This is a genomic window from Lysobacter arenosi, from assembly GCF_016613475.2.
Classification (GTDB): Bacteria; Pseudomonadota; Gammaproteobacteria; order Xanthomonadales; family Xanthomonadaceae; genus Lysobacter_J; species Lysobacter_J arenosi.
In genome coordinates, this window is record NZ_CP071517.1 from 1,637,333 (window position 1) to 1,663,370 (window position 26,038).

At 67.5% G+C, this 26,038-nt stretch carries 22 protein-coding genes and 1 pseudogene; 15 read left to right on the forward strand and 8 right to left on the reverse strand.

Translation table 11 applies throughout. The features are described 5' to 3' along the window. Positions 1-32 precede the first annotated feature (32 nt). From HIV01_RS07630 to HIV01_RS07640, 3 genes are all read left to right on the forward strand, one after another. Entirely contained in the window at positions 33-782 is a 750-nt protein-coding gene (locus HIV01_RS07630; protein ID WP_200606108.1) for an SIMPL domain-containing protein, read from the forward strand. A 4-nt stretch (positions 783-786) separates the two neighbouring features. Continuing rightward, the gene (locus HIV01_RS07635; RefSeq protein WP_200606110.1) at positions 787-966 is read left to right on the forward strand and encodes a hypothetical protein; all 180 of its coding nucleotides are present in this window, start codon (positions 787-789) and stop codon (positions 964-966) included. A 124-nt stretch (positions 967-1,090) separates the two neighbouring features. Next, positions 1,091-1,777 (forward strand): energy transducer TonB, encoded by a 687-nt coding sequence (locus tag HIV01_RS07640; protein ID WP_200606113.1) that lies wholly within the window; start codon positions 1,091-1,093, stop codon positions 1,775-1,777. Positions 1,778-1,834: 57 nt separating this feature from the next. Here the strand turns inward: HIV01_RS07640 and rlmH are convergent, their stop codons facing one another. Further along, the gene (rlmH, locus tag HIV01_RS07645; protein WP_200606115.1) at positions 1,835-2,305 is read right to left on the reverse strand and encodes a 23S rRNA (pseudouridine(1915)-N(3))-methyltransferase RlmH; all 471 of its coding nucleotides are present in this window, start codon (positions 2,303-2,305) and stop codon (positions 1,835-1,837) included. A gap of 116 nt (positions 2,306-2,421) precedes the next feature. Between rlmH and HIV01_RS07650 the strand changes: the two genes are divergently transcribed. Next, a complete protein-coding gene (locus HIV01_RS07650; protein WP_200606118.1) occupies positions 2,422-3,978 on the forward strand; it encodes an alkaline phosphatase PhoX in 1,557 nt (518 codons plus the stop codon). A gap of 229 nt (positions 3,979-4,207) precedes the next feature. Here the strand turns inward: HIV01_RS07650 and rsfS are convergent, their stop codons facing one another. The 5 genes from rsfS to leuS all read right to left on the reverse strand — a co-directional run bounded on the left by rsfS (position 4,208) and on the right by leuS (position 9,977). Continuing rightward, positions 4,208-4,639 (reverse strand): ribosome silencing factor, encoded by a 432-nt coding sequence (gene rsfS, locus HIV01_RS07655; RefSeq protein WP_200606129.1) that lies wholly within the window; start codon positions 4,637-4,639, stop codon positions 4,208-4,210. Between the two features lie 40 nt (positions 4,640-4,679). Further along, positions 4,680-5,357: a nicotinate-nucleotide adenylyltransferase gene (gene nadD / locus HIV01_RS07660; protein WP_200606131.1), complete on the reverse strand. Its 678-nt coding sequence runs from the start codon at positions 5,355-5,357 to the stop codon at positions 4,680-4,682. Positions 5,358-5,367: 10 nt separating this feature from the next. Continuing rightward, positions 5,368-6,444 carry a DNA polymerase III subunit delta gene (holA, locus tag HIV01_RS07665; protein WP_200606132.1) on the reverse strand — a complete coding sequence of 359 codons (1,077 nt, stop codon included), beginning with the start codon at positions 6,442-6,444 and terminating at the stop codon, positions 5,368-5,370. A 29-nt stretch (positions 6,445-6,473) separates the two neighbouring features. Beyond that, the gene (locus HIV01_RS07670; protein ID WP_245156943.1) at positions 6,474-7,136 is read right to left on the reverse strand and encodes an LPS-assembly lipoprotein LptE; all 663 of its coding nucleotides are present in this window, start codon (positions 7,134-7,136) and stop codon (positions 6,474-6,476) included. 114 nt (positions 7,137-7,250) lie between these two features. Beyond that, positions 7,251-9,977 (reverse strand): leucine--tRNA ligase, encoded by a 2,727-nt coding sequence (gene leuS, locus HIV01_RS07675; RefSeq protein WP_200606407.1) that lies wholly within the window; start codon positions 9,975-9,977, stop codon positions 7,251-7,253. 271 nt (positions 9,978-10,248) lie between these two features. On the opposite strand from leuS, the gene HIV01_RS07680 reads away from it, so the two are divergent. Beyond that, a complete protein-coding gene (locus HIV01_RS07680; RefSeq protein WP_200606135.1) occupies positions 10,249-11,574 on the forward strand; it encodes a metal-dependent hydrolase family protein in 1,326 nt (441 codons plus the stop codon). Positions 11,575-11,632: 58 nt separating this feature from the next. On the opposite strand, the gene HIV01_RS07685 is transcribed toward HIV01_RS07680, so the two are convergent. Further along, a complete protein-coding gene (locus HIV01_RS07685; RefSeq protein WP_245156944.1) occupies positions 11,633-12,223 on the reverse strand; it encodes a DUF998 domain-containing protein in 591 nt (196 codons plus the stop codon). Between the two features lie 160 nt (positions 12,224-12,383). On the opposite strand from HIV01_RS07685, the gene trxA reads away from it, so the two are divergent. From trxA to HIV01_RS07735, 10 genes and pseudogenes are all read left to right on the forward strand, one after another. Next, entirely contained in the window at positions 12,384-13,256 is an 873-nt protein-coding gene (gene trxA / locus HIV01_RS07690; protein ID WP_200606137.1) for a thioredoxin, read from the forward strand. A gap of 71 nt (positions 13,257-13,327) precedes the next feature. After that, positions 13,328-13,798, forward strand: coding sequence for a DUF4442 domain-containing protein (locus tag HIV01_RS07695; RefSeq protein ID WP_200606139.1), 471 nt, complete (start codon positions 13,328-13,330; stop codon positions 13,796-13,798). A gap of 140 nt (positions 13,799-13,938) precedes the next feature. Then, entirely contained in the window at positions 13,939-15,951 is a 2,013-nt protein-coding gene (locus HIV01_RS07700; protein ID WP_200606146.1) for a bifunctional serine/threonine-protein kinase/formylglycine-generating enzyme family protein, read from the forward strand. A gap of 66 nt (positions 15,952-16,017) precedes the next feature. Further along, a complete protein-coding gene (locus HIV01_RS07705; RefSeq protein ID WP_200606148.1) occupies positions 16,018-16,710 on the forward strand; it encodes a DUF502 domain-containing protein in 693 nt (230 codons plus the stop codon). Between the two features lie 10 nt (positions 16,711-16,720). Beyond that, positions 16,721-17,500, forward strand: a complete 780-nt coding sequence (locus tag HIV01_RS07710) for a queuosine precursor transporter (protein ID WP_200606150.1) — start codon at positions 16,721-16,723, stop codon at positions 17,498-17,500. A gap of 103 nt (positions 17,501-17,603) precedes the next feature. Continuing rightward, positions 17,604-19,417 (forward strand): annotated as a pseudogene (locus HIV01_RS07715) (DUF885 domain-containing protein). A gap of 50 nt (positions 19,418-19,467) precedes the next feature. Next, a complete protein-coding gene (locus HIV01_RS07720; RefSeq protein WP_200606154.1) occupies positions 19,468-21,282 on the forward strand; it encodes a DUF885 domain-containing protein in 1,815 nt (604 codons plus the stop codon). Between the two features lie 194 nt (positions 21,283-21,476). Then, a complete protein-coding gene (locus tag HIV01_RS07725; protein WP_200606156.1) occupies positions 21,477-22,253 on the forward strand; it encodes a murein L,D-transpeptidase catalytic domain family protein in 777 nt (258 codons plus the stop codon). Positions 22,254-22,331: 78 nt separating this feature from the next. Further along, positions 22,332-23,381, forward strand: coding sequence for a L,D-transpeptidase (locus HIV01_RS07730; RefSeq protein ID WP_200606158.1), 1,050 nt, complete (start codon positions 22,332-22,334; stop codon positions 23,379-23,381). 82 nt (positions 23,382-23,463) lie between these two features. Beyond that, entirely contained in the window at positions 23,464-24,360 is an 897-nt protein-coding gene (locus HIV01_RS07735) for an alpha/beta fold hydrolase (protein WP_200606160.1), read from the forward strand. A 61-nt stretch (positions 24,361-24,421) separates the two neighbouring features. Here HIV01_RS07735 and HIV01_RS07740 read toward each other — a convergent pair whose 3' ends face one another. After that, positions 24,422-25,732 carry a DEAD/DEAH box helicase gene (locus tag HIV01_RS07740; protein WP_200606164.1) on the reverse strand — a complete coding sequence of 437 codons (1,311 nt, stop codon included), beginning with the start codon at positions 25,730-25,732 and terminating at the stop codon, positions 24,422-24,424. Between the last annotated feature and the right edge of the window lie 306 nt (positions 25,733-26,038).

The window sequence follows — 26,038 nt, forward strand, 5'->3', positions numbered from 1 at the left end:
CAGACCCTAGCCCCAACCTCAAGGAGTTGTTCATGCACCTGCCGTCTTCCCGCCTGACCCTTCGCCCGCTCGTGCTGGCCGCCGCCCTCGCCTTTGGAGCATTCCCCGTCGTGAGCCCCGCCCAGACCACCCCGTACGTTGCAACCGACGGCACCCTGCTGTCGGTGTCGGCCCAGGCCGAGGCCCGCCGCGCGCCGGACATCGCCACCCTGTCCACGGGCGTGGTGACCCAGACCGCCGACGCCAATTCGGCGATGCGCGCCAATGCCGAGCAGATGACCAAGGTGATCGCGGCGATCAAGGCCGCCGGGATCGCGGAGCGCGACATCCAGACCAGCGGCGTCAACCTCAACCCGCAGTACAAGTACGGCGAGAACCAGCCGCCGACGATCACCGGCTACCAGGCGCAGAACACGGTCAACATCACCGTCCGCGACATCGCCAAGCTCGGGAAGATCATGGATGCGCTGACCGCCACCGGCGCCAACCAGATCAATGGCCCGACCTTCGACATCGACGACGCCAAGAAGGGCGAGGCTTACGACGAGGCGCGCCGCGCCGCGGTCGAAAAGGCGCAGACGCGCGCGCAGATGTACGCCAAGACGCTGGGGCTGAAGGTCCGCCGCATCGTCAGCATCAGCGAAGGTGGCAGCTTCTCGCCGCCGCGGCCGATGCCGATGATGGCGATGGCGCGCGGCAAGGAAGCCTTCGACACGCCGATCGCAGCGGGCGAAAACACCCTCTCGGTCAACCTGGATGTCGTCTTCGAACTGGGGAACTGATCCCATGACCCGCTCCGGCAAAACCACCCCGCCCGCCGCCGATCCCCGCCCCGGCCAGAATCCGGGCTACCCCGAGCCGAAGCCGCGCGACCGCGAGGACGCACAACAGCCGCATCCCAAGCGCAAGCCGGATCCGGACGAAGGTGGACTGGGACGGGAGCCGGAGAAGATGCCGGAGCGCTGATCGCTCCCACGCTGCACACATCAGGCCCGCCCCGTGCGGGCCTGATGCTTTTTGCAGGTGCTTCAACCCCGTTGCCGACATGGATGCGTTTGCCGCAAGTGCAGACCACACCAGGAGGCATGCCATGTCGAATGCGATTTCCCTGCGCCACCAGGCCGGTTCGTTCCAGGTCCCCGATGTCGATGGCGGTCGCATCATCGCCAGTGCCAGTGCCATCGCCGTCAATGCGGTGGTGGTGATGCTGCTGATGGTGCCGCTGGTGAAGTACGCGCCGCCGGTGCAGGACGACTTCATCCAGGTGTTCGAAATCGTCCCGCGCAAGCCTGTCGAACCGCCGCCGCCACCGCCGCCGCAGGACGTCAGGATCGAACGCACGCCGACCAGGCCGGAACCCGTGCCTTCGCAACGGCTGGCTCCCGCGGAGACGACAGTCACCGAAGCGGTTGTCGACGCCCAGCCAGGTGATGAGGCGCTGCCGCCGGTGGAACCCGGCACGCCGGACGGATCGGTGGGCGAGCCGATGCAGCCCGCCAGCGGTTCGGTGCTGCAGGCCTTGTCGGCACCGGCGCCGGACTACCCGCGCGAGGCCATGCGACAGGGCCTGGCCGGCACGGTCGAACTGGAGATCCTGGTCGGGATCGACGGTCGCCCGCTGGACGTGCGCGTGGTCCGCAGCAGCGGGCACCGCGTGCTCGACCAGGCGGCCCGGCGCGCGGTGCTGGCGCAGTGGACCTTCCAGCCGGCCTTCCGCAATGGCCAGGCGGTGCAGGCGCTGGGACGCGTGCCGATCGAGTTCAAGCTGGCGCGGTGAGCGATGGCTGTCCGGGCTGCGTTGCGCGCAGCCCGGGCGGTCGATCAGGCGCGGCGATCAGGCGCGATGGTAAGGATGGTTCGCCAGCAACGCCGCCGCGCGGTACAGCTGCTCGGCGGCGACCAGCCGCACCAGCATGTGCGGCAGCGTCAACGGTCCCAGCGACCACGATTCGTCGCCGCGCGCGATCACGTCCGGTGCGTGCCCTTCCGGGCCGCCGATCAGGAAGGCCAGGTCGCGGCCCTGCCCGCGCCAATGTTCCAGTCGCTGCGCCAACTGCTCCGACGACCAGGTGCGGCCGCGACCGTCGAGGGTGATCACGCAGGCGTTCTTCGGCAGCGCGGCCAGCACGCGCGCGCCTTCGTCCTGGGTTGCACGCACGGCGTCGCGGCCCTTGCCGCGCAGGCCGGGCTCGATCTCGACCAGCTCCAGCGGCAGCCAGTGCGACAGGCGCTTGCGGTATTCGCCGAAACCTTCGGCCACCCAGCGCGGGGCGTGCTCACCGACGGCGATCAATTTCGCTTTCATCCGGGTGAATGGTACCGGTAGCGCGTCACGGTCCGACGCACTGACTTGGCGATGTCATCGTTCGGCCACGCCCGGCACCTAGGTTGCAGGCTCCCCCAGCCCCGCAGGAGCCGCAGATGAATGCGTTGGATCTCTCCCGCCGCCAGGTCCTCAAAGGCGGCGCCGCCGCCATGGCCGTTAGCGCCATGAGCAGCCTTGGTGCGTTGTACTCACGTCAGGCGATGGCCGCCGGCGACCCGACCCGACTCGCCCCGATTCCCGGCCGCTACGGCCCGCTCGCCCCGGTCGCCGACCGCGCCACCGGACTGCCGCTGCTGCAGTTGCCGCGCGGCTTCAGCTACCGCTCCTTCGGCTGGAGCGGCGATGTGATGAGCGACGGCCAACCCTGCCCCGACCGCCACGACGGCATGGCCGTGGTCGGCCTGCGCCGGCCGGGTTCGCGGCCGCGCAACCACAAGCACGACCCGCATGACCACGGCCACGGCCGCGGTCACGAACTCGTCCTGATCCGCAATCACGAACGCGGCGGCGCCAGCCCGATCAACGCACCGGGCATGTACGACAGCGGCGACATCGGCGGCGGCCAGGTCGCCGGCGGTGGCACCACCACGATGACCTGGCGCAATGGCGAATGGCGCAGCATCGAAGCCAGCCTCGGCGGCACGCTGGTCAACTGCGCCGGCGGCCCGACGCCGTGGGGCAGCTGGCTGAGCTGCGAAGAGATCAAGACCGATGCGGTGTCGAGCACCGGCAAGAAACACGGCTACGTGTTCGAAGTGCACGCCGAAGCCGAACGCACCACCGGTCGCCCGCTGGTCGGGCTGGGGCGCTTCAGCCACGAAGCCGTCGCCATCGATCCGCGCACCGGCGTGGTCTACCTGACCGAGGACGACCGCAACAAGTCGGGCCTTTACCGCTTCATCCCCAACGACCGCGCCGGCCGTTACGGCTCGCTCGAGCATGGCGGCCGCCTGCAGGCCGCGCGCGTGCGCCGCCAGCCCAATGCCGACCTCACCGTCGCCGCGATCGGCGATGAGTACGCGCTGGAATGGGTCGACATCCCCGATCCGGACCTGGACAGCATCGTCGCCCCGTCCGGCTTCCCCGACATTTCCGCCGGCGAGACCCTGAGCGGCCCGTTCGCACAGGCGTGGAGTTCGGGCGCACTGCGCATGAGCCGCGGCGAAGGCATCTGGCACAGCTACGGCAAGATGTTCATCGTCGACACCAGCACCGGCGTCGACGCACAGGGCCGCAAGGGCCGCGGCAACGGCGCGGTGTGGGTGCTCGACCTGCTCACCCAGCGCATGCGCGCACTGTTCGTCAGCGGCAACCAGCTGGCCGCGCACAACCCCGACAACATCACCGTGAGCGGCCGCGGCGGCGTGCTGCTGTGCGAGGACGGCGGCGAAAGCCCGGACCAGTACGGCCCGGGTGCGCGACTGATCGGACTGACACGACAGGGCGAGTCGTTCTACTTCTGCAAGAACAACATCGAACTGACTTCGACGCAGATCGGCAACGCCGGCAAGGTCATTCCCGAAGGTGACTACCGCGAGAGCGAGTTCTGCGGTGCGTGCTGGGATCCTTCCAGCGAGACGTTGTTCGTCAACATCCAGACGCCGGGGATCACGGTGGCGATCACGGGGCCGTGGGAGCGTGGGCATCTGTAGTTGGATTGGATCGAAGACCGGGAAATGAAGCGCCGGAGCGTTGTCCGCCGGGTCGGGGATTGCGCAGCAGCGGGACATGGATGTCCCGCGCCTCGCATCAGACAGGATGTCTGACTAAGGGGCGGAGCAATCCCCGGCCCGGCGGACAACGCCGCTCCGACGAGGATCGCCACAAAGCAGAACGGCGCCGCAAAGGGCGCCGTTCCCACGGACTCGAAAACAGCAGAAGTCAGCGACGTCGGCCGTAGCCAACCTCGTACTCCTCGTCCTCTTCCATGCCCGGCGGCTGGTCGCCGACCGTCCACAGACGCTCGAGTGCGTAGAACTCGCGAACGCGCGGCAGCATCACATGGACGACGACATCGCCCAGGTCCACCAGCACCCATTCGGCTTCGCGCTCGCCTTCCACGCCCAGCGGCTGGACGTCGAGCTTCTTGGCGAACTTGACGACTTCGTTGGCAATGGACTTGACGTGGCGCGTCGAGGTGCCCGAGGCGATCACCATGTAGTCGGTGACGCTGCTTTTGCCGCGCACATCGATCTCGACGACGTCCTTGGCCTTCAGTTCCTCGACCGCGGCGTGGACCGTCTTGAGCAGGAGATCTACCGGCGGCGGCGGGTCGGGCAAGCGGGTCTTGATGACTTGTGCTTCGGTACTCAAGGGGCGATGGCTCTCGGCGCGGGGGTGGGGTTTATGAAGATTATAACGGAGCGGGTGTTACGTCCCGGACGGCGTACAGCCCGTGACGACGAATGTACTCGGCCACGGCCGCCGGCACCCAGTCCTGCCAGGACTCGCCAGCAGCGATCCGGCGCCGCAGCTCGGTGGACGACTCAGGGCGCTGCAGAGCCAGTTCAAACGCCGCGAAGCCGCCTGCAGGGGCTTGCGAGAGCTCCAGCGCATCCCGCCAGCGCGGCGCGACCTGCGCATGGACCTGCGGCGACTGCTCGCCGATGGTGACCGCGTCCAAGTGCGATCCCGGCCGGGCCACGGCCAGGATGTGCGCGAACTCGAACAATTCCTGCCAGCGGTGCCAGGTGTGCAGCTGGAGCAGCGAATCGCCGCCGACCATCCACACGATCGGAGCATCCGGGCCCAGCTCCTGGCGCAGCTCGCGCAGGGTGTCGACCGTGTAGGACGGCCCTTCCCGGCGCAGCTCCCGGCGATCGACCTTGAGCCCCGGCTCCCCGGCCAGCGCCAGGTCGAGCATGCGCGCACGCGCCGACGCATCGGCGTGGGTCGCGTCCTTGTGCGGCGGATCGGCCGCGGGGATCAGGTGGACCTGCGCCGCCAGCGTGTCGCGGACCGCGCATGCCACCGCCAGATGGCCGCAATGGACCGGATCGAAGGTGCCGCCGTAGAAGATCCGCAGCGTCATGGCCCGGGACTCAGCTGCGCGTGACGGTGAGCAGCTTCGCCGCGCGGGGTTCCGCCACGGCCAGCAGCAGGCGCTCGAGCGCCAGCCAGGCATCGGCCGGCTCCTCGCCGACGCGCCCGCGGCCCTTGGCGATGCGATCGACGCGACCGGCCTCGGCCACGAACGCATCCCATCGCGGCGCGACATGGCGCTGCAGCGCACGGCGATACATCGGCTGCTTCGAATCCCAGATGCGCTGCGCCTTGAACTCGTTGGCGAGATTGCCACCCTTTGCCTGCACGCGGGCGAGCGCAGCGGCGCGTTGCAGCTCCATCACCACCATGCCCAGCAGCGCCGGCACGGCCTCGCCCTCGGCACGCAATCCGGCAAGCATGTGCGCGACCTGCGCACCGTTGCCGTTCATCGCCGCGTCGACCAGGCGGAACACGTCGTAGCGCGCGGCATCGGCGACCAGGGCGGTGATCTTGGCGCTGTCGAGCGTGCTGCCATCGGACAACAGCGCGAGCTTGTCGATTTCCTGCGCGGCGGCGAGCAGGTTGCCCTCGACGCGATCGGCGAGATTCTGCACGGCATCACGGTCAGCGCGCAGGCCGTGCTGGCGCAGGCGACGCTCGATCCAGTCCGGCAGTTCGTGCGGTTTGACCGCCCAGGCCACCGCGACCAGGCCGATGCGACCGATCGCTTCGCTCCACTTGCCGCCGTGCTGCTTGCTCCACTCGCCGGCGGTGACCATCAGGACCACGTCCATCGGCGGATCGGCGCAAAAATCGCTGATGACCTCCGCGCCTTCCTTGCCCGGCTTGCCGCTGGGCAGGCGCACTTCGACCAGGCGACGGCTGGCGAACAGGCTCGGCGCGCGGAAACTCGCCGACAGACCGTTCCAGTCCGGCTCGCGCTGGTTGCCTTCGGCTTCGAATACTTCGCGCTCGGCGATGCCCTGGCGGCGTGCCGCGGCACGCACCGCATCGGCCGCCTCGAGCACGCGCAGCGGCTCGGGGCCGGCGATCAGGTAGGCCGGACGCAGCGACGGCGGCGTGGCCTGGTCGAGGCCAAGCTGGGCGACCAGCTGTTCCGGTTTCAGTTCCATTTCAGCGGCGCGGGTTCAGTGCGGCCGGCTCAACGCGGCGTATCGCCGCCGCCCTCTGCCGGAATGGCAGGCGCGGCGGGTGCTGGCGTCCCTTCGATGGGCGTCCCTTCGATGGGCGTCGCTTCGGTCGGCGTGCCTTCGGTCGGCATTGCCGGCGTCGCTGCCGGTAAAGCCGCCGTGTGACGGGCGACGGCATCGAGGCGACGCAGCACCGAGGCCACCATCTCGCGGCGCATTTCGCCCTGGAGGATTTCGCGCTCGCCTTCGGTACCGATCGACTGCACCGGGTTGGACACGTAGTCGCGTGCCAGCTCGATGGTCTGGCGCGGCACCGGCGTGGTGCCATCGGGCTTGCGCACTTCGAAGGTCACCGCGTAGCGCAGCGAGTACTCCTGCGCGCGGCCCAGTTCGTCGAGCGCGATCGGCCGGTCGCCCCACTGCTCGCCGAGCAGGTCGAGCACGGTGGCATCGTCGGTGTCTTCGGTGGCAGGCGTGGCACCGGCGCGGGTGAGCGCCTGTGCCAGCGATTCGGCCAGCGGACTGTAGCGATCGGCGGACACCACGCGCACCGGCCCCATGTCGGCCGGAAGCTCGAGGGCACTGCGCAGGTGGAAGCCGCAAGCCGACACGGCCAGGGTGAGGGCCAGCGCAGCGCTGGCGGGAATCATGCGACGAGTCAGGCGACGGATCATGCGGGCAGTCTGGACGAGGCGTGGTCGGCCATCAATAGCGGGCGGCGGCTCGTTCAGCGTGTGCAGCCCTCACCCCACCCCTCTCCCGCAGGCGGGAGAGGGCTCAGGACCTGATTACCCGGCAACGATGTTTACGATCTTGCCAGGCACCACGATGACCTTGCGCACCGTCAGGCCTTCCATGAACTTGGCCACGTTCGGCTCGGCCAGGGCCAGGCGCTCGGCGTCTTCCTTGCTGATGCTCACCGGCACGTCGATGGTGCCGCGCAGCTTGCCGTTGACCTGCACCGCCAGCGTCACCGCGTCGCGCACCAGCGCGGCCGGATCGGCGACCGGGAACGGCACGTCCTCCAGCAGCGTTTCCGCGTGGCCCAGTGCCTGCCACAGCGCATGGCACACGTGCGGCGTGACCGGGTTGAGCAGCAGCACCATCGCCTGCAACGCTTCATGGCGCACGGCGCGGCCCTGGTCGCTCATGTCGTCGAACTTGGAGACATGGTTGAGCAGTTCCATCAGCGCCGCGATCGCGGTGTTGAAGCTGTGGCGTCGGCCGTAGTCGTCACCGACCTTCTGGATGGTTTCGTGCAGCTGGCGGCGCAGCGTCTTCTGCGCGGCGTCGAGCTGTGCCGCGTCCACTTCCGGATGGTCCGGCTGGGAGACGTGCTCGAGCACTTCGCGCCAGAAGCGGCGCAGGAAGCGCGACATGCCTTCCACGCCCGCCTCGTTCCACTCGAGCGACTGTTCGGGCGGCGCGGCGAACATCGAGAACAGGCGCACCGTGTCGGCGCCGTACTTGCCGACCATCAGTTGCGGGTCGACGCCGTTGTTCTTCGACTTCGACATCTTCTCGGTTCCGCCGATCACCACCGGCTTGCCGTCGGCCTTCAGCGTCGCGCCGGTGATGCGGCCGCGCTCGTCGCGGATCACCTCGACGTCGGCCGGATTGATCCAGTCCTTGGAGCCGTCGGCGTTGTCGCGATAGAACGTTTCAGCGATCACCATGCCCTGGGTGAGCAGGTTGATCGCCGGCTCGTCGCTGCCGACCAGGCCCTGGTCGCGCATGAGCTTGTGATAGAAGCGGAAATACAGCAGGTGCAGGATCGCGTGCTCGATGCCGCCGATGTACTGGTCGACCGGCGTCCAGTACTTGGCGCGCTCGTCAACCTGCTGCTCGGCGCCCGGCGAGGTGTAGCGCGCGTAGTACCAGCTCGACTCCATGAAGGTGTCGAAGGTGTCGGTCTCGCGCTCGGCCGCGCCGCCGCACTGCGGGCAGGTGGTCTGGCGCCAGGTCGGATCGGACTTGATCGGCGAGGCGACACCACTGAAGGCCACGTCTTCCGGCAACACCACCGGCAGCTGGTCTTCCGGCACCGGCACGTCGCCGCACTTGCTGCACAGGATCACCGGGATCGGGCAACCCCAGTAGCGCTGGCGGCTCACGCCCCAGTCGCGCAGGCGGAAATTGACGCGGCGCTGGCCGCTGCCATCGCCTTCGAAACGGGTCGCCAGCGCGTCGAGCGCCTGCTGGAACTCCATGCCGTCGAACTCGCCGGAGTTCACCAGCCAGCCACGCTCGGTGTAGGCCGACTCCTCGGCGATGCGACGCTGGAATTCCTCGACCACCTGCACGGCGGCCGTGGTGTCGTATACATCGACCGCGCCGGCGCCGCCGAGCGCACTGCGCATCGGGTCGTCATGCCGGGCCAGGTGCTGGCCGATCTCGGCCAGCGCGTCGCGCACCTGCGCCGGCACGATGACCATGCGGATCGGCAACGCGTAACGCTGGGCGAACTCCCAGTCGCGCTGGTCGTGCGCCGGCACGGCCATGACCGCGCCGGTGCCGTAGTTCATCAGCACGAAGTTGGCGACGAACACCGGCAGCTCTTCGCCGGTGATCGGATGGATCGCGCGCAGGCCGGTGTCGCGGCCGCGCTTTTCCTGCGTTTCCAGCTCGGCTTCGGTGACGCCGCCCTTCTTCAGGTCGGCCAGGAATTCAGCCAGCTCGGCATCCTTCTGCGCCGCCGCCACGGCGAGCGGATGCTCGCCGGCGATGGAAACGAAGGTCACGCCCATCAGCGTGTCCGGACGCGTGGTGAACACGCTCAGCGGCGCGACGGCGTTGCCGCCTTCATCGCGCACGTCGAAGCGGATCTCCAGGCCTTCGCTGCGGCCGATCCAGTTGCGCTGCATGGTCTTGACCGCATCCGGCCAGCCCGGCAACGCGTCCAGGCCGTCGAGCAGTTCCTGCGCGTAATCGGTGATCTTGAGGAACCACTGCGGGATTTCGCGCTTTTCCACCAGCGCGCCGGTGCGCCAGCCGCGGCCGTCGACGACCTGCTCGTTGGCCAGCACGGTCTGGTCGACCGGATCCCAGTTCACCACCGAGTTCTTGCGGTAGGCCAGGCCCTTCTTCATCAGGCGCACGAACATGCGCTGCTCGTGCACGTAGTACGACGGCTGGCAGGTGGCGAACTCGCGCGACCAGTCGATCGCGTAGCCCATCTGCTTGAGCTGCGCCTTCATGTGGGCGATGTTGGCGTAGGTCCACTTGGCCGGAGCGGTCTTGTTCTTGATCGCGGCGTTCTCGGCCGGCAGGCCGAACGCGTCCCAGCCCATCGGCTGCAGCACGTTGTGGCCGGTCATGCGCTTGTAGCGGCTGATGACGTCGCCGATGGTGTAGTTGCGCACGTGGCCCATGTGCAGCGCGCCCGACGGGTACGGCAGCATCGACAGGCAGTAGTACTTGGGTTTGTCCGAGCGCTCGTCGACCTCGAAGGCGCGGCTGTCGTCCCAGTACCCCTGGGCGGCGGCCTCGATGGCAAGCGGATCGAAGGCCCGGATGTCGGTGGCGTTCGGATCTGCGACGGTTTGAGCGGCTTCGACGTCTGTGGACACGGGGGCAAGGGAAAGCTAGGGGAAGACCGCCAAGCCTACCGCAGTGCACAAATGGCCGCTATTCCGGTGCCGCTGGCATGGGCGCCCTTGAAGTGGCCGTGGGCGGCATGCGCGGCCGCCGCGCCGTGACCGCCGGCACGGCCGTCTGCGACCAATGGCCCAGGAGCCTGGCCCGCCCGCACGGCTAGAGTAGGCGCTTCATCTGGGGAGATACCGAATGCGCCTGTCCACACTCGTCCTGTCCTTGAGCACCGCCCTGGCCGCCGTGCCGGCCTTCGCCGCTGCCGACAGCTATGCGCTGCAATGCGGCCAGCTGTTCGATGCCCGCTCCGGCAAGGTGCTGGGGCCGCACACGATCATCGTGCGTGCCGGCAAGGTCGCCCAAGTGGCTTCCGGCACGGCCGACAGCGCCGGGCTGGAGCGCATCGACCTGTCAGGCCATACCTGCACGCCCGGCTGGACCGACCTGCACGTGCACCTGGAAAACCAGTCGAACCCGCAGAGCTATTCGGAAGAGTTCCGCCTCGACCCGGTCGACCTGGCCTTCCGCTCGGTCGGCTATGCCAACAAGACGCTGATGGCCGGCTTCACCAGCGTGCGCGACCTCGGCGGCGACGTCAGCCCGCACCTGCGCGACGCGATCAACCAGGGCCTGGTCGACGGGCCGCGGATCTGGGCGGCCGGCAGGTCGATCGCCACCACCGGCGGCCATGCCGACCCCACCAACGGCTACAACGATGCGCTGTCGCACCTGATCGGCCCGCCCGGCCCGACCGATGGCGTGATCAACTCGATCGACGATGCCCGCCAGGCCGTGCGCCAGCGCTACAAGGAAGGCAGCGACGTGATCAAGATCACCGCCACCGGCGGCGTGCTGTCGTATGCCAAGTCCGGCGATGCGCCGCAGTTCACCGTCGAAGAAGTCAAGGCAATAGTGGACACCGCCAAGGACTACGGCTACCGCGTCGCCGCACACGCCCACGGCGAGGAAGGGATGAAGCGCGCGGTGCTCGGCGGCGTGACCTCGATCGAACACGGCACCTACATGAGCCCGGAAGTGATGTCGCTGATGAAGCAGCACGGCACCTGGTACGTGCCGACCGTCTACGCCGGCCGTTTCGTCGCCGACAAGGCCAAGATCGACGGCTACTTCCCGGAAGTGGTGCGGCCCAAGGCGATCCGCATCGGCGCACTGATCCAGGACACGGCCGGCAGGGCCTACAAGAACGGCGTCAAGATCGCCTTTGGCACCGACATGGGCGTGGGCCCGCACGGCGACAACGCGCGCGAGTTCATCTACATGACGGAAGCCGGCATCCCGGCGGCAGTGGCGCTGCAGTCAGCGACCATCCGCGCCGCCGAAGTGCTGGGCGTCGACGACCAGGGCGTGATCGAGGTCGGCAAGCGCGCCGACATCGTCGCGGTGCCCGGCAACCCGGTCGAGGACATCAGCGCGGTGATGAAGGTCGATTTCGTGATGAAGGATGGCAGGGTCTATCGCCAGCCGGGGTCGCAGCCTGCGCAGGCGTCGGCAGCGCTGTAACTCAGGCCCTCCTCCCGTCGTCCCGGCCAACGCCGGGATGACGGTGACGGACGAAAAGTCAGCGCCGCCGGGAGGCACTCCAGACGCACGCCAGCCACAACGCCAGCAACACGCGCTGCGCGATGGGTCCTGGCAACCATGTGGCCGGCAGCGCATTGAGCACGATCGCCAACGTCCCGGCAGCGATGAAAAGCCGCGCCCAGCCAGCCCAGCCCTGGGCCCTGCGAACGCCCAAGCCCAGCAGCACGGCGCCAGGCGCGAACGACAGCCACCACAGCAGCCACGCGGTCGCATGCCGCTGGCTGCGGGCATTCTCCAGATCGGAAGGGTCCAGCGGCCATAGCCCCTGCGCCGCGAATGCCAGCGCGGATATCGCCAGCATCCACACGCCGATCGCCGCGCTGCGGCCGGCGCCGCCCGGCAAGCGCGCGCGCAGGCGCACCGCCACGAATGCCGCCAGCAGTCCCGGCACGACGAAGCACAGCAGGTTGAAGGCGATTGCGCCAGGCACGCCGCGCGCACCCAGCAGCGCGATCGGATGCTGCTGGTGCGAGAACGGTTCGAACGCGGCGGCGAAGGCGAAAATCGCGCCGGCACAGCACAGCACCGCCAGGGTTCCGGCATGACGATCGAACGACGTGGCGGTCAACGTGGCATCTCGGCTGTGTTCGCTAGGGTTCACGAGGGTCAGGCGATTCGGAGCAACGGCCCTTCATGCTAGCGTGCCGACCGCCCGGCAATGCTTGCCAAGCATCCTACCCGCCCCCATTTCCTGCGACTGACCACCGAGCCCGAGCCGAGCACTGCTGATGACGACCGAAACCGCCCCCACCTACGTCTTCGACGCCACCGCCGACAACTTCGAGGCGCAAGTGCTGCAGAAATCCCTGCAGACGCCGGTGCTGGTCGACTTCTGGGCGGAGTGGTGCGGCCCGTGCAAGACGCTCGGACCGATCCTGGAGAAGCTCGCCGCCGACTACCACGGCGCCTTCGAACTGGCCAAGGTCGACGTCGACAAGGAACCGCAACTGGCCGGCGCCTTCCAGGTCCGTTCGATCCCGACCGTCTTCCTGGTCAAGGACGGGCAACTGGTCGACGGCTTCCCCGGCGCGCTGCCGGAGGGCCAGATCCGCGAATTCCTCAAGCACCACGGTGTCGAGCCGGGCACCGCTGCCGAGCCGGACGCCGTTGAAGCGCCGGCACCGGTGCTGGACCCGCACGAGGAAGTGATGCGCCTGCGCGGCGAAGTCGCCGCCAATGCCGAGAACGCCGAGCTGCGCCTGGAACTGGCCCTGGCCCTGCTCAAGACCGGTGCCGCGCAGGAAGCCGAGCAGCTGCTCGACGGCCTGCCCGCCAACCTGGCCACGGACGATCGCGCCCAGCGCGCACGCTCGCGCCTGGAGTTCGCCTCGCTGCTCAAGGACGCGCCGCCGGCCGCGGTGCTCGAGGCCTCGATTGCCAGCAATCCTGACGACCTGCGCGCGCGCCACATCCTCGGCGCCCTGCACATCGTCGACGGCAATGCCGAAGCGGGCCTCGAGCAGTTCCTCGAGATGCTGCGCCGCGACCGCACCTACGCCGAAGGCCTGCCGCGCAAGGCCCTGATCGATGCCTTCCGGGTGGTCGAGGACGAGGACCTGGTCGGACGCTATCGCCGCCGGATGTCCTCGCTGCTGTTCTGACGGGAGAGGGGCGGCTTCCTCAATACGCATCCGTATGGCAGGCTATCCGCCCCACCCGCCTCTCCTGCCGAATGAAATCCAGCCACCTGCGCCTCGGCCTGAACCTCTGGCCGCCGTTCCTGTTCAGCGGCATCCGCGTCACCGCCATCGCCGCCGATTACCGCCATGCCCATGTCGAACTGCGCATGCGCCCCTGGAACCGCAACTACGTCGGCACCCACTTCGGCGGCAGCCTGTTTGCCATGACCGATCCGTTCTGGATGCTGCTGACGATGAAGGCCCTGGGCAGCGAGTACTGGGTCTGGGACAAGGCTGCGGAGATCGAATTCGTGAAGCCCGGACGCGGCACGGTCCATGCCGACTTCCGTCTCGACGAACGCACGCTCGTCGAACTGCGCCAAGCCACTGCCACCGGTGCCAAGACGCTGCGCTGGTTCAACACCGACGTCGTCGACAGCGACGGCGATGTCGTCGCGCGTTTGCGCAAACAGCTCTACGTGCGGCAAAAACCCAAGCATCGGGACACGGCGGAAGTGGCTTAAATCAAGCGAATTTTGCCTGTTTTCGACATAAACTGACGCTGCGCGTCATCACATTTGTCTTCACATCCCAGATGTGAGGATGGCGTCGTGAGCTTTGCGAATCTACGGCGTATGCTCCCGTTTCGCGACAGGGGGACGCGATGTCCGGACCAGCATCCAACATCGACAACGCATCGCCGTTACCGGAGATCACCGGCTTTCACCTGCACAAGGTGATCAACCACGGTGGCATGTCGACCGTGTACCTGGGCAACCAGATCGCGTTGTCGCGCGAAGTCGCGATCAAGGTGATGCTGCCGCTGGCACTGGCCGACGAAGTCAGCCGCCGCCGCTTCGAGAATGAAGTGCGCACGATCGCGCGCCTCGAACACCCCAACATCGTCACCATCCATGAAGTCGGTCGCACTCGCGAGGGCCTGCCCTACTACGCGATGCCGTACCTGCCGCGCGGCCACCTCGGCCAGCGCGACCTGAGCAAGGACGAACCGCGCGCGGTCGAAGTCGCGCTCACGCTGTTGTCGGCGCTCGACTACGCGCATGCACGCGGCGTGGTGCATCGCGACGTCAAGGCCGAGAACGTCCTGTTCGATGACAGCGAGCGCGTGCTGCTCGCCGACTTCGGCATCGCGCTGCGCCGCGGCTTCGGCCCGCGCGTCACCGCCGCCGGCCTGGCCGTGGGCAGCACCGCCTACATGGCGCCGGAACAGGCACGCGGCGAAGACGTCGACGGCCGCGCCGATCTCTACAGCCTCGGCGTGCTGCTGTGGGAGATGCTCACCGGCCGCCTGCCGTTCGAAGCGGCTGACGCGCTGTCGATGGCGGTGATGCACGCGCAGGACCCGATTCCGAAGTTGCCGCAGCACCTGCATCACTGGCAGCGCTTCATGAATCGCGCGCTTACCAAGCAGGCCGCCAATCGCTTCCAGGATGCCGCGCAGATGGCCAATGCCATCCGCGCCGTGCAGCAGCGCAAGCCGTGGACGGCGGCACTGGAAGCTTTCGAGCGACTGCGACCCTCCAAGCGCTGGGCGACGCCGATGTGGGCAGCGCTGGCCGTCGCCGGAGTCACGCTGGTCGTGCTGGGTTTCAGCATCGGTCGCGACGAGGACGACGACAGCAACGCCTCTGCGCCGACCGAGATCGTCGCCACCGCACCGGCGGCATCGACCACCGATGACCCGACCGACGCGATGCTGCAGCCGCTGCCGGAAGCCCCGTTGCAGCGCGCGCTAGACGACGCCAAACAGCAGATCGCGCGCGGCCGCCTGACCGAACCCGACGACGCCAACGCCTTCGACAGCGTGCTGCTGGCGTGGCACACCGACAGCACCCATCCCGACGTGGCCAAGGCGATCGACGACCTCACGTTCGCGCTGTCGGCCCAGATCGTGCGCAGCGTGCGCGACGGCAAGGACCAGCGCGCGCGCGACCTGCTGACGCATGCCAACAACCTCGGCCAGCAGACCGGTACCGCCAGCTCGCCAGCCCAGTCGGACCTGCGCACGCAGGCCAGCAAGGCGCTCGACACACGGCTGGAACAGGCGGTCAAGCGACGCGACAAGGCCGAAGTGGAGCGCACCACGGCGCTGGCCTCGCAACTCGACCTGCCACGCAAGCTCGACTCGCGCCTGCTCGCCAAGGCCAAGGCCATGCCCACCGGCCTTGCCCGCGGCGCCACCATCGACGTGACCTCGCAGGCCAGCGCCAAGGTCAGCGTGACGATGACGCCGCGCCCGGTGTCGCGTCGCGAGTACGCTCGCTTCGCCGCGTCCAACGGCCGCACCCCGACGCTGTGCCGCGAGCGCGCCTCGCTGCTGCGCGTGATCGATCCGCGCGACTGGCAGAAGCCGGGCTTCAAGCAGGAAGAGAACGACCCGGTCGTGTGCATCTCGCTCGAGGACGCCCAGGCCTACGCGCAGTGGTACAGCGCCCAGACCGGTCGCCGCTACCGCCTGCCCAGTGCCGAGGAGGCTGCCCACCTGCGCAGCGACAGCAGCAACCGCGCCTTGTCGATGTGGCTGCGCGACTGCGGCAGCAACTGCCAGCAGCGCCAGGTGGCCGGCGAGTCCTGGCGCAGCCGCCAGGACCAGCGCACGCTGCTGGCCGAACGCGGCTACGACGACGTCGGCTTCCGCCTGGTGCGCGAACGCTGAGGCAGTACCGCCGGCCGGCGCAATCCGCCAGCACGTGGCAGCGGGTGGTGCCCTACAATCCGCGCCATGTCCGAAACCATCCCCGGCGGTCGCCCCGCCCCGAACCGACCCAGCCTGCAAAGGCTCTTCCTCACCGGGCTGCTCACGCTGCTGCCGATCTGGCTGACCTGGGTCGTCGTCAAGTTCGTGTTCGTGCTGCTCTCGGACATCAGCCAACCGCTGATCACGCCGGTGCTGCAGAACCTTGCCGCCACGTCCCCGCAGACGCTGTCGTGGCTGGTCGAGCCGTGGGTGCGGACGGTGCTGGCGATGCTCGCCACGGTCGCGGTGATCCTGTTCTCCGGCGTGATGGCGCGACGCGTGTTCGGCCAGCGCATGCTGCGCTGGTTCGAGGCACTGATCAATCGCATTCCGCTGGCCAGCACCATCTACGGCAGCGCACGCAAGCTGCTCGACATCCTGCAGACGAAGCCCGACGGCACCCAGCGCGTGGTGCTGATCGACTTCCCGCACACCGAGATGAAGTCGATTGGTTTCGTCACCCGCGTGCTGCGCGAACAGGGCACCGGGCGCGAATTGGCGGCGGTGTACGTACCGACCACGCCGAACCCGACCTCCGGCTACCTGGAGATCGTGCCGGTGGAAAAGATCACCCCGACCGACTGGAGCGTCGATCAGGCGATGAGCTTCATCATTTCCGGCGGCGCGGTGTCACCCGACACCATCCCGTTCTCGCCACCGGCCCCGCCGCGCGCATGAGCTGCCACGCATGAGCCTCCAGGGACGCACGCTGCACGATCGCGCGGTGTGGTTGTTCATCGTCCTGAGCGCATTTTTCTGCGTCAACGCGGTGCTGGCCGAATTCATCGGCGTGAAGATCTTCGCGCTCGAGGACACGCTCGGCATCGCGCCGCTGGAATGGAACCTGTTCGGCCAGACCGGTTCGCTCAGCTTCACCGCCGGCACGCTGCTGTGGCCGGTGGTGTTCCTGATGACCGACGTCATCAACGAGTTCTTCGGCCGTCGCGGCGTGCGCATGATCTCGTGGCTGGCGGCCGTGCTGATCGTGTACGGGTTCGTGTTCGCGTTTGCGGCCATCGCCATCGCGCCGGCCGACTGGTGGGTCAAGGCGGCGCAACCGCAGGGCGTCAGCGATTACCAGGCGGCGTTCGCGGCCGTGTTCGGCCAGGGGCTGTGGACGATTGCCGGCTCGCTGGTCGCCTTCATGCTCGGCCAGCTGATCGACGTCGCCGTGTTCCACCGCATCCGCAACATCACCGGCGAGAAGTACGTGTGGCTGCGCGCGACCGGCTCGACCGCGGTATCGCAGCTGGTGGACAGCTTCGTCGTGCTCTACATCGCCTTCGTGCTCGGGCCGCAGAAGTGGCCAACCTCGCTGTTCCTGGCGGTCAGCACGGTCAACTATGCCTATAAGATGCTGGCCGCGATCGCGCTTATTCCGCTGATCTACCTGGTACGTGCCGGCATCACGCGCTATCTGGGCGAAGCCCGGGCGCGGCAGCTGCGTGAGGAAGCGGCGCTGGTGTAGGTGGCTCGGTCGCAAACGGGTTCACATTCCGTGACTTCCGACCTAAGCGCCCCCCGCCCGCCTCGGCCATGCTTGGGCATTCGGCCTTGCCCGGGGACCCTGTATGCCGTTGCTGCGCCCGCTTGCCCTCGCACTTGCTCTCACCCTCGCCGCCGCTGCCACCGCGCCGGCCCTTGCCGCCGACACTCCGGCAGCCACATCGCAGACGGCCAAGACCGCCCGCCTCAACGCGCTCTACGAGCAGTACTGGGAAGAGCTGCTCAAGCTCAATCCGCTGCAGGCGACGTTCCAGGGCGACAGCCGCTACAACGACCAGTTGCCCAATACCCTGTCGGCGCAATACCGCCAGCAGATGCACGACTTCAACACGCGCTGGCTGCAGTCGGTCAGGACGGTCGGCAGTGATGGCCTCGCCGGCCAGGAACTGCTGAGCTACCAGATCTTCGTGCGCGACCGCGAGAAGTCGCTGGAAGCCGAGCAGTTCCCGACCTGGCAGCAGCCGGTCAACCAGTTCTACAACTTCGCCGCCACCGTGGCCCAGCTCGGCTCCGGCACCGGTGCACAGCCGTTCAAGACGCCGGCCGACTACGACAACTGGCGCAAGCGCGCCGCGCAGGTGCCGGTGCTGTTCGCGCAGGCCATCGCCAACAGCCGCGAAGGCATGAAGAACGGTGTCGTGCAGCCGCGCGCACTGATGGTGAAGGTGATCCCGCAGCTCGATGCGCTGATCAAGGACAAGGCCGAGGACACCCTGTTCTGGAACCCGGTCAAGACCTTCCCGACCGGCTTCTCCGATGCCGACAAGCAGCGCCTGACCGCCGAGTACAAGTCGATGATCGAAGGCCAGCTGATGCCGGCCTACCGCCAGCTGCGCAGCTTCATCAACGACGAATACCTGCCGGCCACGCGCGCCACGTCCGGCCTGGATTCGCTGCCCAACGGCGCGGCCTGGTATGCATTCAACGCGCGCAATTCGACCACGACCAACCTCACGCCCGCGCAGATCCACCAGATCGGCCTGGACGAAGTGGCGCGCATCCACGGCCTGATCGGCAAGGTCATGCAGCAGGTCGGCTTCAAGGGCTCGATGAAAGAGTTCTTCAGGTTCATGCAGGACGATCCACGCTTCAGCTTCAAGGACGAGCCGGCGCTGCTCGCCTACTACCGCGGCCTGGAAGCGAAGATCAACGAGAAGATCCCGGAGCAGTTCTCGCTGACGCCGAAGGCGCCGTTCGAGATCCGTCCGGTCGAGGCGTTCCGCGCACAGTCCGCGGCCGGCGGCTCGTACCAGCGCCCGAGCCCAGGACGGCAGCCGTCCGGGCATCTTCTACGTCAACACCTACGACCTGCCGACCCGCAAGACTTGGGACGCGGAGGACCTGTACCTGCACGAAGCGATCCCGGGCCATCACTTCCAGCTCGCGTTGCAGCAGGAGCTGACCAACCTGCCCAAGTTCCGCCGCTTCGGCAGCGAGACCGCCTTCAGCGAAGGCTGGGGCCTGTACGCCGAATCGCTCGGCCCAGGACCTGGGTGTATACGAGGACCCCTACAACTACTTCGGCTATCTGCAGAACGAACTGTGGCGCGCGATCCGACTGGTCGTCGACACCGGCCTGCACAGCAAGGGCTGGACCCGTGAGCAGGTGATCAAGTACATGCTGGACAACTCTGCCGAGAGCGAGACCCAGTCCACCGCCGAAGCCGAGCGCTACATGGCCATCCCGGCGCAGGCGCTTGCCTACAAGATGGGCGAGTTGAAGATCCAGGAGCTGCGCGACCGCGCCGAGAAGGCCCTCGGGCCGAAGTTCGACGTGCGCAGGTTCCACGCCGAAGTGCTCAAGGACGGTTCAGTGCCGCTTGAGATTCTCGAGGGCAAGATCGACCGCTGGATTGCCTCGGAGAAGGCCGCCGGCTGAAGCACCCCAGTTTCGTTTCGCTAGATCCGCATTCACCAGGAGATCCATCCATGAAGCTTCGCCCGCTCCTGCTCGCCATCGCCGTCACTGCTGCGATCGCCGGCTGCAAGCCTTCCACCGAAACGGCCACCCCCGCCGCACCGGCTGCCACCCAGAACTCGCAGGCCAAGGCCGACCAGCTCAACAAGCTGTACGCCGACTACTGGGAAGCCAACCTCAAGCTCAACCCGATCGCGGCCACCTTCCAGGGCGACCCGCGCTACAACGACCAGCTGCCCGACTATTTCTCCGCGCAGTACCGCGAGCAGAGCAAGCAGTTCGTCACCGAGTGGCTGGCCAAGGTTGAAGCCGTCGGCAGCGAAGGCCTGACCGGCCAGGACCTGCTGAGCTACGAGATCTTCGTCGAAGACGCCAAGGACTCGCTGGAGTCGTTCAAGTACCCGGATTGGCAGCTGCCGATCAACCAGATGCATTCGCTGCCGTCGCTGGCCGTGCAGCTGGGCTCGGGCACCGGCGCGCAGCCGTTCAAGACCGTCAAGGATTACGACAACTGGCTGGCGCGCGCGAGCAAGCTGCCGACGCTGTTCGACTCGGCGATCACCAGCATGAACGAAGGCGTCACCGCCGGCGTCGTGCAGCCCAGGGCGCTGATGATCAAGGTGATCCCGCAGCTCGACGCGCTGGTCAAGGCCAAGCCCGAGGACACGCTGTTCTGGGGCCCGATCACGCAGATGCCCAAGGACTTCTCCGACGCCGACAAGAAGCGCCTGACCGACGCCTACCGCGCGATGATCGCCGACCAGCTGATGCCGGCGTACAAGAAGCTGCGCGCCTACATCAACGATGAGTACCTGCCCAAGACCCGCGACACGGTCGGCCTGGACAAGCTGCCGGGCGGCGCCGAATGGTATGCGTTCAATGCCAAGCAGAGCACGACCACCGACCTGACCCCGGATCAGATCCACAAGATCGGCCTGGACGAAGTCGCGCGCATCCATGGCGAGATCCACAAGGTCATGGAGCAGGTCGGCTTCAAGGGCTCGATGCAGGACTTCTTCAAGTTCATGCAGAACGATCCGCGCTTCAGCTTCAAGGACGAGAAGGCGCTGCTGGAGTACTACCGCGCGCTCGAGGCGAAGATCAACCAGAAGATCCCCGAGCAGTTCTCGCTGATTCCCAAGTCGCCGTTCGAGATCCGTCCGGTCGAGCCGTTCCGTGCGCAGTCCGCGGCCGGTGGCGAGTACATGACGCCGAGCGAGGACGGTACGCGTCCGGGCATCTTCTACGTCAACACCTACGACCTGCCGACGCGCAAGACCTGGGATGCCGAGGACCTGTACCTGCATGAGGCAATCCCGGGCCACCACTTCCAGCTGGCGCTGCAGCAGGAGCTGAAGAACCTGCCGGCGTTCCGCCGCTTCGGTGGCGAGACGGCGTTTGCTGAAGGCTGGGGCCTGTACGCGGAGTCGCTGGGCAAGGACCTGGGCGTCTACACCGATCCGTACAACTACTTCGGTTACCTGCAGAACGAACTGTGGCGCGCGATCCGCCTGGTCACCGACACCGGCCTGCACAGCAAGGGTTGGACGCGTGAGCAGGTGATCAAGTACATGCTCGACAACTCCGCCGAGAGCGAAACCCAGGCCACCGCCGAAGCCGAGCGTTACATCGGCTGGCCCGGTCAGGCGCTGGCGTACAAGATCGGCGAGCTGAAGATCAAGGAGCTGCGTGCAAAGGCCGAGAAGGAACTGGGTCCGAAGTTCGACATCCGCGAGTTCCACGCCGAAGCGCTGAAGGACGGCGCGGTGCCGTTGAGCATCCTGGAAGCCAAGATCGATCGCTGGATCGCCGCCAAGAAGGGCTAACCCTCCGTTCGTCCTGAGCTTAGGCCCGCAAGGGCCGAAGTCGAAGGGCCCACTGCACCCGAACAGGCCGGCTTCCCGCCGGCCTGTTTTTTTGTGCCGGCGAAACTGAACAGCCGCGTCGCCAAATCGAGCTTGTATTCGAACTTTCAGCCGCAAAATACTGTGGTTCAGCAATGCCTTACGACAATAGCCCGATGCTCAAGCCCCGCACCCTCCTCCTGGCCGCCGCTGCCCTGCTGCCGGCCACGCCCGGCCTCGCCACGCGAAAGGCCGGCGAGCCTGCCGCCGTGCGGTTCTCGCCGCCGGTTGCAGCCGCGACGCTGCCGGCGTCTCCGCTGGCGCGTCTGGCGCCTGGTGCCGATCCGAAGGTGCTCGACCTGGCGCAGGCGGCGATGCAATGCGCGCAGGCCAGTGGTGTCGGTGCGAGCGCGCGCAGGCTGGCGGTCATCGACTACAGCCGCCCGTCGCTGTTACCACGCCTGTGGGTGTTCGATCTCACCGCCGGCAAGCTGCTCTACGAAGAAGTCGTCGCCCATGGCCAGGGCTCGGGCGACAACCTGGCGACGCGTTTCTCCAATCGCGATGGCAGCCACCAGTCGAGCCTGGGGCTGTTCGTCACCGCCGACACCTACACCGGCAAGAACGGCTACTCGCTGCGCATGCAGGGCCTGGAGCCGGGTGTGAACGATGCGGCGATGGCGCGGGCGATCGTGATGCACGGCGCTCCCTACGTCGATGCCGCGCAGGGCAAGCGCATGGGTCGTCTCGGTCGCAGCTGGGGTTGCCCGGCGGTGCGCAATGCCGTGGCAAAACCCATGATCGACCTGCTCAAGGGCGGCCAGTTCGTGTTCTCGTACTACCCCGACCAGGCCTGGCTGGCGCGCTCGGCGCTGCTCAATTGCCCGGCCGCGCGACGCCAGCACGACGCCCTCGTCCATCACGACACCGCGGCTCGTCCCGCATCGGGTTGATGTTTGGCAGGCGCCGCCTTGCTGGCGCCTACACATGCGTGCGTTAGGCTTGTCACACGTCAAAGAACGGATTGCCTGATGCATCGCTTCGCCCCGCGGCTGCTCGCCGCCAGCTTGTCCCTGCTCCTGTGCGTGGCTGCCAACGCCGCCGTGCCTTCCTGGGGCGCGCGCGAATCCAGTCCCGCCAACACGCCGCCGGCGCAACTCAAGCCCGGACAGTGGATCTGGGGCGGCGACAACCGCGCCGGCCCGCTGGCAGTGGTGGTCAGCCTCACCGAGCAGCGCGCCTACGTGTACCGCAACGGCATCCCGATCGGGGTGAGCACGGTCAGCACCGGCAGGAAGGGTTACGAAACGCCGACCGGTGTTTTCACCATTCTGCAAAAGGACGCCGATCACCGTTCAAGCAAGTACAACGCCGCGCCGATGCCTTACATGCAGCGCCTGACCTGGGACGGCGTCGCCCTGCATGCCGGCGGCCTGCCCGGCTATCCCGAGTCGCACGGCTGCGTGCACCTTCCGTCCGAGTTCGCGCGCCTGCTGTTCGGCTCGTCGAACATGGGCATGACGGTGGTGGTGTCGCAGGAAGGCAAATCGCCGGAGGACATCGTGCATCCGGGCGCGCTGAGCCCGATCAATCCGCACACCGGTGCAGAGGCTGGGATTCCGCCACTGGAGAACGGTCAGAAGTACCGCTGGCGCCCGGAAGTGTCGACCGAAGGCCCGGTGTCGATCCTGCTCAGCGGTGCCGACGAGCGCGTGATCGTCTACCGCAACGGCATCGAGATCGGACGCTCGCGCGTGCTGATCCGCAATCCCGAGAAGCCGCTCGGCACGCACGCCTACATCGTCAAGGAAGGCTACCTGCCCGGCGACAACCCGCTGCTGCCGGGCACGCAGATGCCGAACTGGAGTGCGATCGGAATCCCTGGCGGCACCGATCCGTCGGGCATGCTGCTCGGTCCGGAGACGATCAATCGCGTGGTGATTCCGCATGATTTCGTCGCCGCGGTGTTGCCGCTGCTCAGCCCCGGCGTGGTGATGCTGGTGACCGATGCGAGGATGACCGACGCCACCAGTGGCGGCGCGCCGGTACAGGTGCTCGACTCGGATCCGCCGGAGAAGTGAGCGCCGTTTAATTAATTAATCCGGTTCCCCATGGCCCGGGCCTTGGCCATCATGTCGCCTGGTCGTCCACCAGATTCGAGCCATGCGGGCAGACACTTCGCCGCCATCATCAATCACCCTGCGCGATGGCAGGACGCTTGCGTACCGGCGCTACGGCCGCCCGGATGGCAAGCCGCTACTGTTGTTTCATGGCTTTCCTGGTTGCCATGTGCAGGCGTCGCTGATCGATGAGCAGGCCGCGCGCGATGGCATCGCGCTGATCGCGCCGGACCGCCCCGGTTTCGGCTACTCGAGCCCGGCACCGCAGCGGACGATCCTGTCCTGGGTCGACGACGTGCGCCAGCTGACCGCAGCCTTGCAGCTGTCGCGCTTCGGCGTGCTGGGGATCTCCTGCGGCGGCGCGTACGCCCTGGCGTGCGCACACGAACTTGCCGATCGGCTCGATTACGTCGGGCTGGTCGCGGGCATGGGACCGATGGATGTGCCTGCCATCCGCCGTGAGCAGCATCCTGCTCTGAAAGTTCTGTTCGGCCTGGCGCGGATGAATCCGCGACTGGTGACGCCGATGCTGCGCATGGACCAGCGCATGTTCGCGAAGGATCCATTGGCCGCGGTGCGGCGACTGTCGTCGATGATGACGCCGCCCGATCGCGCCTTCCTCGCCGGCAACGACGAGATGGCGGGCAGGTTCGCGCAGAGCCTGGCCGTGGCCTATCGCGAGGGTATCGACGGGGCGATGTCGGAGGCGGCATTGATCGCACGTCCGCGCGGCTTCGAACTGTCCGCGATCGACGTGCCGGTGCACGTCTACCAGGGCGGGTTTGACCGCAACGTTCCGCCACGGATGGGCGAGTACATCGCCGCCAATGTCGCCTGCGGCATCTACCGGTTTTTTCCCGACGAGGGACACCTGTCGATCGTGTGCAACCGCGCGCCGGAGTACCTCGCGGATTTCATCGCGGCGCCGTCTGGCAGTTAGCTCCCCAAACAAAAAACCCCGGTCTCGCGACCGGGGTTTTCGTCATGCACTACCGCGTTGATCAGCCGCTGAAGCCGCTGCGCGAGCCGCGGCCGGCACCCTGGCCGCCACTGCGATGCTGCTTCGGACCTGCATGCGCGTGACGCGCTGCCGGCTTGCCGTGCGGGCGATGCGACGGCTTGCGCGGCTGGCTGGCGCCGCGCGGGTTCGGGATCGGAGCGTTCATCTGGATCGGACGGCTCGCTTCGAAGCCCGGCACCGAGACCAGCTCGATGTCGGCCTTGAGCATGCGCTGGATCTGGCGCAGCAGACCGCCCTCTTCCGGCGCGACCAGCGACAGCGCTTCACCCGTGGCGCCGTTGCGGCCGGTACGGCCGATGCGGTGCACGTAGTCTTCGGCGACCATCGGCAGGTCGTAGTTGATCACCAGCGGCAGGTCCGGAATGTCCAGACCGCGCGCGGCGACGTCGGTGGCGACCAGCACGCGGGCCTTGCCCGACTTGAAGTCGCGCAGGGCCTTCTGGCGCTGTGCCTGGCTCTTGTTGCCGTGAATGGCGACCGACGCCAGGCCCGACTCTTCGAGCTGCTCGGCAAGGCGGTTGCAGCCGTGCTTGGTGCGGCCGAACACGATCGCGCGATCGGTGTGGCGACTGGCGAGGATCGACACCAGCAGGTCACGCTTCTTGGCGACATCGACCGGGTGGGCACGATGCACGATGGTCTCGGCGATGGTGTTCTGCGCGGCGACCTGCACCTGCTTGGGGTGATGCATGAACTCGAGCGCGAGCTGCTTGAGCTGCGACTCGAACGTGGCCGAGAACAGCATCGTCTGGCGCTCGCGCGGCAGCTTGGCGAGGATGCGCTTCATGGCCGGCAGGAAGCCCATGTCGAGCATGCGGTCGGCTTCGTCGAGCACGAGCACTTCGATCGCATCGAGCTTGACGGTGCCGCGCTCCATATGGTCGATCAGGCGACCCGGGGTGGCGACGAGCACGTCGACGCCGCGGCGGAACAGCTCCACCTGCGGGCCCATGCCGGCGCCGCCGAAGATGGCGGCGATGTTCAGGCGGACGTGGCGCGAATAGCCACGCAGGCTCTCGGTGACCTGCACCGCGAGCTCACGCGTCGGCACCAGGATCAGTGCGCGCGGACGGCGGAAGCCGTTGGACGGGGTCTGCTTGGACATGCGCTGCAGCAGCGGCAGGCCGAAGGCAGCGGTCTTGCCGGTGCCGGTCTGGGCGCCGCCGAGCAGGTCGTGGCCGGCCATTGCGAGCGGGATCGCTTCGGCCTGGATCGGCGTGGGGACGGTGTAGTTCTGGTCGGCGAGCGCGCGCAGCAACGCGGGCGAAAGCCCGAGGGATTCGAACGTCATGTGGTGAAACTCCTTTGGCTCGCGACGCCCGTCTACGCCCACGAAAAAGGTGGGCGCGCGATCGATTGTCGCGTTGATGGCTCCAGCGTTCCCTAAAACCGCGCTGTGAGCGATCGAATTGGACGGCTGCCGGATGCTCCGGGCCGTGTCTGCGCGACGAAAGACGTGCGGGATAAAAGCCGTGTTGACTGGCCCAATGTCTGGACCAACGGCGGGCATACCTGGGAAACGTACCCTTGCGGGGAGGCAGCCGTGCGCTGAACGGGGCGGACTCTACGCGAAAGGCGGGTCCGGTGCCAGTCCGGC

Coding starts and splice junctions, on each gene's coding strand:
- HIV01_RS07630 (WP_200606108.1), top strand. CDS start 33: ATGCACCTGCCGTCTTCCCGCCTGACCCTTCGCCCGCTCGTGCTGGCC.
- HIV01_RS07700 (WP_200606146.1), top strand. CDS start 13,939: ATGTCCGGACCAGCATCCAACATCGACAACGCATCGCCGTTACCGGAG.
- HIV01_RS07670 (WP_245156943.1), bottom strand. CDS start 7,136: ATGATCCGTCGCCTGACTCGTCGCATGATTCCCGCCAGCGCTGCGCTG.
- HIV01_RS07705 (WP_200606148.1), top strand. CDS start 16,018: ATGTCCGAAACCATCCCCGGCGGTCGCCCCGCCCCGAACCGACCCAGC.
- rlmH (WP_200606115.1), bottom strand. CDS start 2,305: ATGAAAGCGAAATTGATCGCCGTCGGTGAGCACGCCCCGCGCTGGGTG.
- HIV01_RS07735 (WP_200606160.1), top strand. CDS start 23,464: ATGCGGGCAGACACTTCGCCGCCATCATCAATCACCCTGCGCGATGGC.
- holA (WP_200606132.1), bottom strand. CDS start 6,444: ATGGAACTGAAACCGGAACAGCTGGTCGCCCAGCTTGGCCTCGACCAG.
- HIV01_RS07650 (WP_200606118.1), top strand. CDS start 2,422: ATGAATGCGTTGGATCTCTCCCGCCGCCAGGTCCTCAAAGGCGGCGCC.
- trxA (WP_200606137.1), top strand. CDS start 12,384: ATGACGACCGAAACCGCCCCCACCTACGTCTTCGACGCCACCGCCGAC.
- HIV01_RS07635 (WP_200606110.1), top strand. CDS start 787: ATGACCCGCTCCGGCAAAACCACCCCGCCCGCCGCCGATCCCCGCCCC.
- HIV01_RS07725 (WP_200606156.1), top strand. CDS start 21,477: ATGCTCAAGCCCCGCACCCTCCTCCTGGCCGCCGCTGCCCTGCTGCCG.
- nadD (WP_200606131.1), bottom strand. CDS start 5,357: ATGACGCTGCGGATCTTCTACGGCGGCACCTTCGATCCGGTCCATTGC.
- HIV01_RS07680 (WP_200606135.1), top strand. CDS start 10,249: ATGCGCCTGTCCACACTCGTCCTGTCCTTGAGCACCGCCCTGGCCGCC.
- HIV01_RS07740 (WP_200606164.1), bottom strand. CDS start 25,732: ATGACGTTCGAATCCCTCGGGCTTTCGCCCGCGTTGCTGCGCGCGCTC.
- HIV01_RS07695 (WP_200606139.1), top strand. CDS start 13,328: ATGAAATCCAGCCACCTGCGCCTCGGCCTGAACCTCTGGCCGCCGTTC.
- HIV01_RS07640 (WP_200606113.1), top strand. CDS start 1,091: ATGTCGAATGCGATTTCCCTGCGCCACCAGGCCGGTTCGTTCCAGGTC.
- HIV01_RS07720 (WP_200606154.1), top strand. CDS start 19,468: ATGAAGCTTCGCCCGCTCCTGCTCGCCATCGCCGTCACTGCTGCGATC.
- HIV01_RS07730 (WP_200606158.1), top strand. CDS start 22,332: ATGCATCGCTTCGCCCCGCGGCTGCTCGCCGCCAGCTTGTCCCTGCTC.
- HIV01_RS07710 (WP_200606150.1), top strand. CDS start 16,721: ATGAGCCTCCAGGGACGCACGCTGCACGATCGCGCGGTGTGGTTGTTC.